This window comes from Macrococcus epidermidis, assembly GCF_003259695.1.
Classification (GTDB): Bacteria; Bacillota; Bacilli; order Staphylococcales; family Staphylococcaceae; genus Macrococcoides; species Macrococcoides epidermidis.
Genome location: NZ_PZJH01000002.1, coordinates 67,991 through 80,070, shown reverse-complemented (window position 1 = coordinate 80,070; position 12,080 = coordinate 67,991). Strand labels below are relative to the sequence as shown.

Here is a 12,080-nt window from a genome sequence, read left to right as displayed (position 1 = left end):
ATGCGGCCTCCTTAATTATATTTATAGATTTTTTATCATAATATAATCAATTTGTTTTTCATCCCCCATATAAAATGCATGTTGATCAACCTTTTCAAACCCCATCTTCTTATAAAATTCAATCGCGTTAATATTCTTCTCCCATACACCTAGCCAAATGCGTTTGCAGGACAATGATGCAGCTTTCGTAAGCGCATGCTGATATAACTGTTTTCCTAGCCCGTGCTTCTGGAATTGTTTTAGAATATAAATTCGTTCTATTTCCATATCGTCATCGTTGTACGCTTCTGTCTGAGAGCCTTTAATATTTAACTTTAAATAACCCGCAAGTTGCTGGCCAAAATATATAAAATAAAAGAACGATTCAGGATTTAAAAGTTCTCGTTCTATTTTTTCGTCTGTAAAAGCTGTTTTTAAATAATTGTCGATGTTCTCTTTTTTATTTTGTGCTCTGAACGTTTCATTGAAAGTCTGATAAGCGATTTCCTGTAAAGCTGACTTGTCATTTATTGTGCACGCTCTAATCATATCCCCACCCCTTTTTGAAAAATATACCATATATTCAGTGAAAATAGTTAACCATAGTATAATAAATAATAGTACTTAAAGTGTTTAAAGAGGAGGGAACGTGTGAGGGTTCAAAGGATAGAAGTGGAGAATAAGCCGTATCCATTATATCTATTCTAAAGCATGAAATAGTTTTACTTCAATTTTATGATTAGTTGTTTATTAACATTCTAATCTTAAAATCAATTACCTGTGTTCAACTTGAAAATTTATGGTAAAATATTTATTACTAAAAGTAAAAAATACTTTACTTTTAGTAATAAATATTTTACCATCATAGTATAAGAGGTGATTGAAGGTGCCATTAAATAACAATAGAAAAATTCAAAATAGAATTGTTGTATTAAGAGCTGAAAGAGGCTTATCACAACGAGAAGTCGCTGATAAATTAGATGTCAGTAGGCAGACCATTATATCCCTAGAAAAAAATAGATACAATCCATCCTTGAAGTTAGCATTCGATATTGCACTTCTATTTGGTGTAGATTTACACGATGTTTTTCAGTATGAAATAGAGGAGGAGAAATAAATATGGATATTTTCCTAGCCATCTTACGTGTTGTATATGTATTAATATTCTTTGTTGCAGTGTTTATTTCTTTAAAATTCGAAATGGGAGAAGAGAATAAAGATGAACGTGGACAAAGTATTTCAAATAAATCTTATGGTCTTGTTTTTCCGTTAATACCTCTTGGATGGTTTTTAATTGAATTATATGATCAGTTCATTAGTCATCTGGACTATGAAACATATAAATTAGCCATTTGGTTTTTAATTACAGGTTTAATGATTCTTCATGCTAGTATCCTAACGGTATTAAAAAGAAGATATTAACACAGATAAATGTGGAAAAGGTGAATCGCCAGCATTCATCCTAAATGATGCAATGTATGCAGAAGATTATAATGGCAATAAAATAGAAATAGTTCTTCTCACAAATGATTTGAACATTTGGCAACAGATTCTACTCAGTCATAATTTAAATTCCTTCGAGCCAAAATTACTTAGTGATGAAGCCTATCGTCAAAAAGTTCAAAAAGAACTTTCCTAATCGTAATTTTTACTGATGTGGTTTAACGTAAAGTTGCTTTCCCACATTGAATTTGATGATTTCAAGGGAATTTACGTTGGTTTAGGATATAAAATGAAAAGGAGTGATTTTAGTAATGAATACAAGTAAAAGTATTGTATTTATCATGATAATGACAGTTATTGGATTGTTGATATTTGATAATATAGGTGTTTCGGTGGCTTTTGGAATAGGAACGGGCAGTATATTTGGTATAGTGTTTTCAGGCAAAGAATCAAAGAAAGAAGGTTGTGGCAAAAACCGATAAATATTTTCACTAACGGGTGCTTTAGTTAAATAGCAATGAATAAAAATCAGCCTGTATCTTATGTTACTATTAAGTAATTTAAGATACAGGTTTTACTATTTTTGAAATAATTACCTTTCACTTCAAATACATGTATTCAAAGTGAAAGTATTGATTTAAATGATTCTTTTGTAATTTACTCTTGATAAGATCCTGAGGTTTGATTATATGATAGTATTGCTTACATAAAACCCTTCTATCTTCCTGTTAATATTTTATGAATACACATCGTTATTAATCCTATTTTACCTTTATCACTATTTAGATCATGAAAAATTTCATAAGTGTTCATCGCAACCTCTTGAAATTTCTCAGTATGCTGCAATGGTACTTTTGTCTCACTTATTTTAAAGACATCTTCTAAGTAAAGGTCATTGGTCAATACTTCTGACTTAATTACATGTTTTTCATCATTAGTATTTATTTCATAAACGAAACTCATCGCTGCATTAAATAACTTCTGTTTAATTACTGCAATTTCCTTATTCTGAACGATTATCTTTACTTTAGGATGTAGGAATCCTTTCACATAAGCTCGCAATATTTCATTTTGTTCTGCATCTATTAATACGTATTCACCTGGCACTAGTCCTTTATTACTAATAAAAGTTGTTATTATAAATGATTTAATTGTATTCAATGATTTACATCTACCTAAAAACTTACCGTCTTCACTATAGATTAATAATTGTTGATTGAAAGACACTTCACTTGTTATTACAAATTTTTTGTATTTTACAATATCATCCGTAACGATTGCTTTATGTTCAATCGTGGAATGCTTGTATTTTTTTATATAGATGATAGCAATAATCAAATATATAATGCTTGATAATCCTATAAATAAGGCATTTAACTTATGATTATAAACATACTCTAATACCGCCCATAATATAAACAGGAAAAATATTATGAACATAATTGTGATAATTTTTTTGAATTGTTGGTGTACCAAATACTCACCTACTTTACTATATCTTAACTTTTATTTCGCTTACATTAATGATACCATGACATTATTGGAATAAAATAGTAAAAAGGAGACGTACCATGAAAAAACTATGTTTAATGATGTTGTGCACTGTAATGCTTGCAGCTTGCGGGAATGCCAAAGAGAATGAAGCGCCTGACGCAACTGATAAAGATGTTAAGAAATATGATCTCGTATATGCTGAAGTATTGAACAATGGTAATGAAAGCAAGATGTCTATGGAAGTAGGATATAAGGATAATAAGAAGTTAAAGTCTGAACGATTTGATACAGAAAATGTTACAGAGCACATTCTTAAAGATGAAAGTGCTAAACCATATATATTAATTAAGAAAAATGATGTTCATATTTTCAGGCAGCCATATATCATCTTTGATAATGAAGGTGAATTTGATGCTAAAGTCGAGAAGAAATCTGTTGTGGAGTAGATCAATATGAAAACTTTAAAAATATGCGGAATATTATTATTGCTACTTATGATACCAGAAACAACTGATGCTGGCGGTACACAAAGTTCGTCAAGTTCGAGCTCATCAAGTACCAGTTCGAGTAGTTCAGCACGATCATCTACTACATCGAGTGCTGCAGTAAACGCATCACGTATCAATACTATGAGTCGAATGAATAATACGTCACGTATGAATTCATCACAAAACTTACAGCGTGCAAAAGCAAATGCGGTAACACTTACACCACCTGTACGCAACAAAATGACACATCCATTGAAGTACCAGACGGCACATAATCAGTTTGTAAACAATCAAATATTTTACGGTGCTATGTACGGACATTCTTCAAACGTGCAAAGACAGCAAGCTTTAATCAGACAACAACTCGGTAACCGTAAAGCATATACGATAAGCGTTAAGCGAAATGGAAGAGAACGATTATATGTCGTGTCGAAAGAAATATACGATCGCATCGAAAGTGGCGATACCGTGCATATTAAAAATGGCGTGGTGACAGTGAAGGAATAGTAATGTAGATTGGGAGTGTAGATGGCGGACTTTTTCATAGTTCGACACCTACAGCTATTATTGACCTCATCCACTTGGCCTAGGTGGCGGACTTTTTCATAGTTCGACACCTACAGCTATTATTGACCTCATCCACTTGACCTAGGTGGCGGACTTTTTCATAGTTCGACACCTTTATTTTATAAAAAGCCATTTCCATCTAAACAATCCAAAAAATATTGAAAATCAGAACTTTGAATATCTTCCGTCATCGCTTCAAAAGGAATGTAGCAAAGTAACAATTCACTTAATTTCTGAGCTTGTCCATAAACTTTAAAATTTGATACCTTTTTTCCATCTTTTGATTCTAATACGATAGATACCCCTCTGCCAGAATTATGTCTTCCGATGAGCGAACGATAAGAAAGTTCAGATTCTTTAGAGTATGTATCTTCTCCTTTATTTTTATATCCAGCATCTATGATTTTATTAAGTGCATGTTTATCGCTAATATGAAATAGTTTATAAATATACTGCGGGTCAACTTCTTCATCATTGCGATAATCATCTTGATGAATTGAACGAACTGGTATTTCATACGCCTTATATTGTTTCAGCAGTGCTTCAATATTGTCTCTATCATTAGATAACCGTCTCATCTTGTTATAACGTTTGAACATTTCTTCATAAGTCATGATGTCCCTCCGAAATATTTTATAAGTACTCTTCAATCAACTTGATCACTGCAGGTGCAATTTTTTCTTTTTCATTAATATCTATATACTTCACATCAGCAATTTCGCTATTCTTCTGAATCTCCCCAATATCATCAGCATAACGATAACAACGTAATTCCACTGTTTTATCTGTATCCGGATATGCTGGACCAATTACGGTATATAAGTACAGCATGTTTTCTTTATCAAGTTGTAAACTCAACTCTTCTCGCAACTCTCTTTCTAATGAAGTACGGTCATCTTCGCCTGTTTCAATTTTCCCTCCTGGTAAATAGTAATGCTCATTCTCTCTTACTTTAACGAGCAGCAACTTCCCGTCTTTCATATGTACTAAATTTGCGCATGTGTAATGCATCTTACTCGCCTCCTATTTTTTTAAAATTATATCATAATTGAAAAGTGGAAATAAAATTGTTTATATCAATAGTTGACATTATCAACTAATTATTTTATTCTTGATTCAGGAGGTTGATCTTATGAATAATCATCAGTTTAGAAAATTAAGTCGTGCGGTTAGCAGAGGATTAGTTGAGATAGAAAAAGACGGCATCAGCTGTTGTGGTTTACCCATCCTTCAGAGTCATATATTGATTGAACTCGGTGAAAACCCTAATCTTTCACTAAATGAAGTAGCTAAAAATCTTTCATCCGAGAAAGCTAGTATCAGTCGTGCAGTTCAGTCTCTTGTTGAAAAGGGACTGGTCGATAGACAAACCGAAACTCACGACAGACGCTCTGTAACATTATCATTAACAACTAATGGTCTCGATAACTTTAACGATATTAATAAAGAGATGAACGATTATGCAGAACAAATTTTATCGCATTTTACACCTGAAGAAACAGATTCATTGTTCTATTACATGAACAAACTTGATGAAACCATTCAACTTGTAAACAATAAACAATGCAATAAGGATGAATGTCAATGAACATAGAATTATTAAAAGACATTTTTGGATCATTCTTATCATTGTCTCTAAATTTACTTATATTATTCTTCATTATTTCGATTATCATCAGTTTCTTTGAACCGTTTATTCCATTTAGTAAGCTGGAGAAAGTTATGACTGATCGCAATATGTTATTGGGCAATTTTGCGGGTGCACTATTAGGATTTATCACCCCATTTTGTTCATGTTCTACGATACCATTGCTTGTGACGATGATTAATAGAAAAATTCCTTTTCAGATCGTTATGACATACTTGTTCTCTTCACCTTTACTTGATCCATGGATACTTGGTCTAATGTATTATATTTATGGTTTTAAAGTGACAGCAATTTACGGGATTGTGACATTTTTATTCTCGATGTTAATTGGATATGTATTGGACAAACTCAAATTTAGTAAATACGTAAAAAACGTAATTGTTGAAGGCGTTGAATTACATGAAGATGCCTCAAGACGTACGAATATTCCACTTAATATCAAAGTCGCATTTATTGACACGTTAAATTTAATGAAATCTGTATTCACATACATCATTGTTGGGGCTTTAATCGGTGCAATTATAAAAGAAGCTGTACCTACTTCACTTCTCACAGCTTTAGGTGACTATAACCAGTGGATTGTAATACCCATTGCGGCAATCATCGGTGTTCCTTTGTATATAAGGCTATCAACGATGCTTCCAATTACTAACGCACTATTAGCAGGAGGGTTTCCTCTATCTCCAATGATGGCATTATTAATTGGTGGTGCCGGTGCAAGTTTACCTGAAGTGATAATGCTAAAGAGCATATTTCATAATAGACTTGTCATTGCATTTGTTGTTTCTGTATTTATTATGGCTACTTTCTCAGGATATTTGTTTTTATTATTAAATTTTAAATAAGCGAGGTGACAGTTTTGAAGATTAAAGATTTATTTAAGAAGAAAGATAGTAAATGCTGTAATATAAAAGTTGTTAATTTAGACGATAAGAAAAATGAAAATCAAAAAGATAAAAAATAAAGCTATCCCCGTTTTTCGGGGATGCTTTATAATAGTCTTTCCATAAATTAATATTTTGATCTACACCATCAATAACACCGTGCTTCATAATAGATTATTGTCATTTATGATATTCCATCAACCTCTCACGGTCAATGATTTCTCTTAGTCGCTTTATACTAGGTTCTATCATTTCTTCATCGATATAAGAATATGAAAATCTTATTTTATCTTTATCTGAATTAGAATAGATTTCTCCTGGGTTAATCAAAATATTTTCATCTAAAGCGAGTTGAAATAGCTTCTTCATATTAATTTTCTTTCTAAACTTAAACCATATATAAAATGACCCTTGTGGTTCATCCCAGTATCCAATGTCAGAAAAGTGCTTATATAGTACTTCACACATTATATTTTTTCGTTTAAGTAGTGCCGTTTTCAAACTATCAATATGCGCTTCATGATATGACTCTAACCATCTAGCAGCTATAAATTGAGAAACAGAACTTGCACCATAATCATTCTGCATTTTCAAATCTGCTAAATGCTCAATTACATTTTCATTCCCGATAATCCATCCTATCCTTAATCCTGGACTGACTGTTTTAGACAGGCTGCCTATATAGATGACATTGTTATTCTTATCTAATTGTTTTAGAGATTTTGGAATGTCATTACCAAACCATAATTCGCTATATATATCATCTTCCACAATCGGAATCCCTTTTTCTTTGCTTTGTTCGAGTAATTTATTTTTCTCAATTACTGTATATGTATTCGATGTCGGGTTATGTAATGTCGGGTTACAGTACAAAATGCTGTTGGTATAATCTTCGTCTTCTTTAAATATTGCATTAATATTATTTTTTATATATTCAATTGGTAAGACAATTAGTTTCGACTGTATAGCATGCCACGTTCTAATCGAGTTAATATATGAAGGTGTTTCAACGAGTATTTTTGATTGTGGCGTCAATAAGCCATCTGATATTAGTTTCAACCCTTGTAATGCTCCAGACGTAACACATATTTCTTCAATATTACATTCAATACCACGTTTGCTCATAAATTCTTTAATTTGATTTCTCAAATGAATATTACCTTTAGGTTCTTCGTAATTTGTTGTTAAATGATTTCGATTATCTTCAGTAATAATATTTTTCAGAATTTCATTCGGGATTAGACGAGGTGATAGTTCTCCTGTACCAAGTCTCTGTATACCTTCAATAAACTCACAACGGTTGATTTCTTGAATATAATATTGATTATTTTTCGATGCGTTATTACCGATGTAACTTTGCCAGCTTATATTATTTTGAATATATGTATTCCATTGATTATCTGCTACATAGATTCCTTTTCTTTCTTTACTTTCTAGAATACCTTTACTCTTTAATATTTCTAGTACATGAATTATTGTTGTTCTATTGACTTCATACTTCTCTGCTAATACCCGTTGAGACGGTAATTTCATACCCGCTTCTAAGATGCCGTCATTGATTGACTTTATAAGATCATCAATAATTTCTTGATATTTCGGCTTTTTCATATTTAATTTCTCCTGGTTGACCTATTATTTTTATCTGGTGGATTTAAACGTATGACTTTTTCTTTATACTATCATAAAGGAGGAGATTCAATTGATACAATCGATTTTACACGGATTCTTACTCGCATTCGGATTAATATTGCCACTCGGGGCACAGAATGTGTTTGTCTTCAATCAAGGTGCAAACCATAAACGCTTTAAAAAAATCATACCTGTCATCGTTACAGCGGGGCTTTGTGATACTTTACTCATCTTACTTGCAGTCTTTGGTGTTTCATTATTATTAAATCAATATCCAACGCTTCAACTCATTATCTATGCTATAGGTTTCATATTCTTACTTTATATGGCATGGTCACTATGGCATGAATCACCAAGTACTAATGCTGATAGTCCACCCATGTCTGCAAAGAAACAAATTAGCTTTGCACTTTCAGTATCTTTATTAAATCCTCATGCCATCATGGATACGATAGGTGTGATTGGTACAAATGCTGCAATGTACGAACATGCTGAAAAAATAGCATTCACTCTAACAACCATCTCTGTTTCATGGATATGGTTTATATCGCTAGGTCTAATAGGAAAGCTTGTCGGAAACATCGATCAAGAAGGAAAATTCATCTTAATACTTAATAAAGTGTCGAGCATCATAATTATTGCTGTAGCAGTTCTGATAGCGAAAAATATTATCGAGATATCTTAATTAAAGATACACGAAATGATTAAGTGAAACTAAAAATAAGATTTACTTGGCTCATGTTTTTATTTTATGAGTCAACTTGATTAACTTTACTCTGATTTTAGGGGCATCTTGGCTCGTGTTTTTTATTTACAAGCCACTTCACATTAACACCTTCATCATCATCCAATACTTCACTCCACCAAAAAACACCATCCATCAATTCAAATGAATCGACGAATGGTGCTATAAAAGTTATTACATCATTCCTGGCATGCCGCCCATTCCCATGTCTGGTGCTGGGTTTTCTTCCGGCATTTCTGCTACTACTGCCTCAGTCGTTAAGAACATTGCTGCTACTGATGCTGCATTTTGTAATGCTGAACGTGTTACTTTAGTAGGGTCAACGATACCTACGTCAATCATGTTTACCCACTCATCCGTTGCCGCATTATATCCTACGCCTGTTTCTGCATGTTTAATTTTTTCTACAATTACAGATCCTTCAAGTCCTGCATTCTCAGCAATTTGACGAATTGGTGCTTCTAATGCTTTTAATACAATTTTAACACCTGTTGCAACATCACCTGTTACTTCAATTGCTGCGACTTTATTGTAGATTGATACAAGTGCTGTACCACCACCTGCAACGATACCTTCTTCAACTGCTGCACGTGTTGAGTTTAATGCATCTTCAATACGTAATTTACGTTCTTTTAATTCTGTTTCAGTTGCAGCACCAACTTTAATCACTGCAACGCCACCTGCTAATTTCGCTAAGCGTTCTTGTAATTTCTCTTTATCAAATTCAGATGTTGTTTCTTCGATTTGTGCTTTTAATTGTCCTACACGTGCGTCGATATTTGATGCATCGCCGCGTCCTTCAACGATTGTTGTATCGTCTTTAGTAACGTGAACTTTCGCTGCATTACCTAACATATCAACTGTTGCATCTTTTAAGTCTAATCCTAAGTCGTCAGTAATTACTTGACCACCTGTAAGGATTGCTAAATCTTCTAACATTGCTTTACGACGGTCACCAAATCCTGGTGCTTTCACAGCAACTGCAGTGAATGTACCACGTAATCTGTTTAATACGATGTTTGTTAATGCATCGCCATCAACGTCTTCAGCTACGATTAAGATTGGACGTGATGTTTGAACGATTTGTTCTAATAATGGTAAGATATCCTGGAATGAAGAAATCTTCTTATCTGTAATTAAGATGTATGGATTTTCTAAATCAGCGATCATCTTATCAGAATCTGTCACCATATAAGGAGAAGCATATCCACGATCGAATTGCATACCTTCTACTACTTCTAATTCTGTTTTGAATCCTTTAGATTCTTCGATTGTGATAACGCCGTCATTACCAACTTTCTCCATCGCTTCAGAGATGAATTGACCGATTTCTTCGTCAGCTGCTGAAATTGCTCCAACTTGTGCAATTTCTTCTTTGCTTGATACTTCTTTTGAAATTGCTGCTAATTCTTCTAACGCAACTGCTACCGCTTTATCAATACCTTGGCGGATTCCTACAGGGTTTGCACCACTTGTAACGTTCTTTAATCCTTCTTGAATCATTGCTTGTGCAAGTACTGTTGCTGTAGTAGTACCGTCACCAGCGATTTCGTTTGTTTTGTTAGCAACTTCAGCGACTAATTTTGCACCCATGTTTTCGTATGGGTCTTCTAATTCAATTTCTTTTGCGATTGTTACACCATCATTTGTAATTAAAGGTGCTACAAACTTTTTATCTAAAACTACGTTACGACCTTTTGGCCCTAAAGTAACTTTAACTGCGTCAGCTAATTTATCTACACCTGCAAGCATTGAGCGTCTTGCATCTTCAGAAAACTTAATTTCTTTAACCATTATCAAATTCCTCCATTGATTTTATATTATAGAATGTATTTATTATAATTTGATTATTCTTCGATAATCGCGATGATATCTTCTTCTTTTAATACGATGTACTTCTCGTCCCCAGCTTTCACTTCAGTACCACCGAATGGTTCATAAACTACACGGTCACCTACAGCTACCTGGATATCAATTTTTTCACCATTCTCAAGGATACGGCCTGTGCCAACTGCAATGACTGTACCTTCGTTTGACTTTTCTTTTGCAGAATCAGTTAAGACGATTCCACTTGCAGTAGTTTGTTCTCTTTCAGTTTTTTCGATTACAACACGATTTCCGTATGGTTTTATCACGATAATTTCCTCCTTGAAAAATAAATTCATATTTTCTAGCACTCTATATGCTTAAGTGCTAACATAATTTTATAATAATCAAAGAAGGTCAAGAATGCAAATATTTTAATTTGATTTTTTATATTATTTTTTATCAATTCGATTGAGTTTTTATTACTACCAATTTATTGTACAATGTATGAAGTATTCAAATTTGAAGGAGAATTAAAATTTACATGAAACGTATATGGATCAACGTGCTTACTGTCTTAATTTACATCGGCTCACAGTTTTTCGTCTTAATTCCTAATATTTATTTTATGAAACAAGGTTTAAGCGAGTCAGATGCATTCTTAAAATCTATACCTTATTATGTAGCTTCTTTTATTGTTGCTTCTATTTTAGTTATATTTATCAACACACGTATTAAAAATAAAACAAAGTTAGAACGTCTTCCAAAGTCTGATACATTGGCTACAATCGGCTGGATTGTCGGTGGATTCTTTATCTCACTGTTTGCTCAGATGATCTTCGGTATGATTAATACCTATATTTTACATCAGCCACTGGAAAGTCAGAATACTAAAAACATTATGGATATCGCTAAAGCTGCACCAGTATTTATTATATTGATTGCTATTGTTGGTCCAATTCTAGAGGAATTCGTCTTTAGAAAAGTCATTTTCGGTGAACTATATGAAGTGATTAAAGGTCCTCGCTGGCTTGCTTTTACCATTGCTTTATTAATTAGCGGATTTATCTTCTCAGCAGCCCACAATGACTTCGACCATACATTAATCTATATGGGGATGTCGTTAGTGTTCAGTAGTTTATATGTTTTAACGAATCGTATCATTGTACCGATTGCCGCGCATATGTCGATGAATGCTTTTGTTGTAATCATGCAGGTCGTGTTTGCAGACAAAGTACAGGAAGCACAGGAACAATTAAAGCAAACGACACAATTGATTACTCCAATTATAAAATCATATTTTAATCTATAAAGAAACACCGAGTGGTCGGATTACGTAATAATTCGACCACTCGGTGTTGTTTTTTATTTCAAAAAGTATGTGAGTGGTCGAAATA

Annotated in this window: 16 protein-coding genes; 9 read left to right on the top strand and 7 right to left on the bottom strand. The window is 33.1% G+C overall.

Annotated elements, in window-relative coordinates:
- Positions 1-21 precede the first annotated feature (21 nt).
- Positions 22-528 carry a GNAT family N-acetyltransferase gene (locus BHU61_RS07000; RefSeq protein ID WP_111715691.1) on the bottom strand — a complete coding sequence of 169 codons (507 nt, stop codon included), beginning with the start codon at positions 526-528 and terminating at the stop codon, positions 22-24.
- Between the two features lie 337 nt (positions 529-865).
- On the opposite strand from BHU61_RS07000, the gene BHU61_RS06995 reads away from it, so the two are divergent.
- The 3 genes from BHU61_RS06995 (at position 866) to BHU61_RS13395 (ending at position 1,904) form a co-directional block, all read left to right on the top strand.
- Complete coding sequence (locus BHU61_RS06995; protein ID WP_379883808.1) at positions 866-1,096, top strand: helix-turn-helix transcriptional regulator; 231 nt, start codon at positions 866-868, stop codon at positions 1,094-1,096.
- A 2-nt stretch (positions 1,097-1,098) separates the two neighbouring features.
- A complete protein-coding gene (locus tag BHU61_RS06990; protein WP_111715687.1) occupies positions 1,099-1,401 on the top strand; it encodes a hypothetical protein in 303 nt (100 codons plus the stop codon).
- Between the two features lie 332 nt (positions 1,402-1,733).
- Positions 1,734-1,904, top strand: coding sequence for a hypothetical protein (locus BHU61_RS13395; RefSeq protein ID WP_170122491.1), 171 nt, complete (start codon positions 1,734-1,736; stop codon positions 1,902-1,904).
- A 235-nt stretch (positions 1,905-2,139) separates the two neighbouring features.
- Here the strand turns inward: BHU61_RS13395 and BHU61_RS06985 are convergent, their stop codons facing one another.
- Positions 2,140-2,898, bottom strand: a complete 759-nt coding sequence (locus BHU61_RS06985; protein WP_111715686.1) for a hypothetical protein — start codon at positions 2,896-2,898, stop codon at positions 2,140-2,142.
- A 95-nt stretch (positions 2,899-2,993) separates the two neighbouring features.
- Here BHU61_RS06985 and BHU61_RS06980 point away from each other — a divergent pair, with 95 nt between their 5' ends.
- Both BHU61_RS06980 and BHU61_RS06975 read left to right on the top strand, forming a co-directional pair.
- On the top strand, positions 2,994-3,362 hold the full coding sequence (locus tag BHU61_RS06980) for a hypothetical protein (RefSeq protein WP_111715684.1): 369 nt from the start codon (positions 2,994-2,996) through the stop codon (positions 3,360-3,362).
- Positions 3,363-3,368: 6 nt separating this feature from the next.
- A complete protein-coding gene (locus BHU61_RS06975; RefSeq protein ID WP_111715682.1) occupies positions 3,369-3,911 on the top strand; it encodes a hypothetical protein in 543 nt (180 codons plus the stop codon).
- A 179-nt stretch (positions 3,912-4,090) separates the two neighbouring features.
- Here the strand turns inward: BHU61_RS06975 and BHU61_RS06970 are convergent, their stop codons facing one another.
- Together BHU61_RS06970 and BHU61_RS06965 are read right to left on the bottom strand one after the other, a co-directional pair.
- Positions 4,091-4,585 (bottom strand): hypothetical protein, encoded by a 495-nt coding sequence (locus BHU61_RS06970; protein ID WP_111715681.1) that lies wholly within the window; start codon positions 4,583-4,585, stop codon positions 4,091-4,093.
- A gap of 19 nt (positions 4,586-4,604) precedes the next feature.
- Entirely contained in the window at positions 4,605-4,982 is a 378-nt protein-coding gene (locus BHU61_RS06965; protein ID WP_111715679.1) for an NUDIX hydrolase, read from the bottom strand.
- Positions 4,983-5,103: 121 nt separating this feature from the next.
- Between BHU61_RS06965 and BHU61_RS06960 the strand changes: the two genes are divergently transcribed.
- Together BHU61_RS06960 and BHU61_RS06955 are read left to right on the top strand one after the other, a co-directional pair.
- Positions 5,104-5,559, top strand: coding sequence for a MarR family winged helix-turn-helix transcriptional regulator (locus BHU61_RS06960; RefSeq protein ID WP_111715677.1), 456 nt, complete (start codon positions 5,104-5,106; stop codon positions 5,557-5,559).
- Positions 5,556-6,464 carry a permease gene (locus BHU61_RS06955; protein WP_111715676.1) on the top strand — a complete coding sequence of 303 codons (909 nt, stop codon included), beginning with the start codon at positions 5,556-5,558 and terminating at the stop codon, positions 6,462-6,464. The genes BHU61_RS06960 and BHU61_RS06955 overlap by 4 nt, the downstream gene beginning before the upstream one ends.
- 219 nt (positions 6,465-6,683) lie before the next feature.
- On the opposite strand, the gene BHU61_RS06950 is transcribed toward BHU61_RS06955, so the two are convergent.
- Complete coding sequence (locus BHU61_RS06950; RefSeq protein ID WP_111715674.1) at positions 6,684-8,111, bottom strand: aminotransferase-like domain-containing protein; 1,428 nt, start codon at positions 8,109-8,111, stop codon at positions 6,684-6,686.
- Between the two features lie 91 nt (positions 8,112-8,202).
- Between BHU61_RS06950 and BHU61_RS06945 the strand changes: the two genes are divergently transcribed.
- A complete protein-coding gene (locus tag BHU61_RS06945; RefSeq protein WP_111715673.1) occupies positions 8,203-8,817 on the top strand; it encodes a LysE/ArgO family amino acid transporter in 615 nt (204 codons plus the stop codon).
- A 234-nt stretch (positions 8,818-9,051) separates the two neighbouring features.
- Here BHU61_RS06945 and groL read toward each other — a convergent pair whose 3' ends face one another.
- On the bottom strand, positions 9,052-10,671 hold the full coding sequence (gene groL, locus BHU61_RS06940) for a chaperonin GroEL (protein ID WP_111715671.1): 1,620 nt from the start codon (positions 10,669-10,671) through the stop codon (positions 9,052-9,054).
- Positions 10,672-10,724: 53 nt separating this feature from the next.
- Positions 10,725-11,012 (bottom strand): co-chaperone GroES, encoded by a 288-nt coding sequence (groES, locus tag BHU61_RS06935; protein WP_111715670.1) that lies wholly within the window; start codon positions 11,010-11,012, stop codon positions 10,725-10,727.
- A gap of 215 nt (positions 11,013-11,227) precedes the next feature.
- Between groES and mroQ the strand changes: the two genes are divergently transcribed.
- Positions 11,228-11,995 (top strand): intramembrane glutamic endopeptidase MroQ, encoded by a 768-nt coding sequence (gene mroQ, locus BHU61_RS06930; protein WP_111715668.1) that lies wholly within the window; start codon positions 11,228-11,230, stop codon positions 11,993-11,995.
- Positions 11,996-12,080 lie beyond the last annotated feature (85 nt).

Bases quoted from the DNA above. Each gene is read 5' to 3' on its own strand.
- BHU61_RS07000 (WP_111715691.1), bottom strand. From the start codon at position 528: ATGATTAGAGCGTGCACAATAAATGACAAGTCAGCTTTACAGGAAATC.
- BHU61_RS06990 (WP_111715687.1), top strand. From the start codon at position 1,099: ATGGATATTTTCCTAGCCATCTTACGTGTTGTATATGTATTAATATTC.
- BHU61_RS13395 (WP_170122491.1), top strand. From the start codon at position 1,734: ATGAATACAAGTAAAAGTATTGTATTTATCATGATAATGACAGTTATT.
- BHU61_RS06980 (WP_111715684.1), top strand. From the start codon at position 2,994: ATGAAAAAACTATGTTTAATGATGTTGTGCACTGTAATGCTTGCAGCT.
- BHU61_RS06975 (WP_111715682.1), top strand. From the start codon at position 3,369: ATGAAAACTTTAAAAATATGCGGAATATTATTATTGCTACTTATGATA.
- BHU61_RS06970 (WP_111715681.1), bottom strand. From the start codon at position 4,585: ATGACTTATGAAGAAATGTTCAAACGTTATAACAAGATGAGACGGTTA.
- BHU61_RS06965 (WP_111715679.1), bottom strand. From the start codon at position 4,982: ATGCATTACACATGCGCAAATTTAGTACATATGAAAGACGGGAAGTTG.
- BHU61_RS06960 (WP_111715677.1), top strand. From the start codon at position 5,104: ATGAATAATCATCAGTTTAGAAAATTAAGTCGTGCGGTTAGCAGAGGA.
- BHU61_RS06955 (WP_111715676.1), top strand. From the start codon at position 5,556: ATGAACATAGAATTATTAAAAGACATTTTTGGATCATTCTTATCATTG.
- BHU61_RS06950 (WP_111715674.1), bottom strand. From the start codon at position 8,111: ATGAAAAAGCCGAAATATCAAGAAATTATTGATGATCTTATAAAGTCA.
- groL (WP_111715671.1), bottom strand. From the start codon at position 10,671: ATGGTTAAAGAAATTAAGTTTTCTGAAGATGCAAGACGCTCAATGCTT.
- mroQ (WP_111715668.1), top strand. From the start codon at position 11,228: ATGAAACGTATATGGATCAACGTGCTTACTGTCTTAATTTACATCGGC.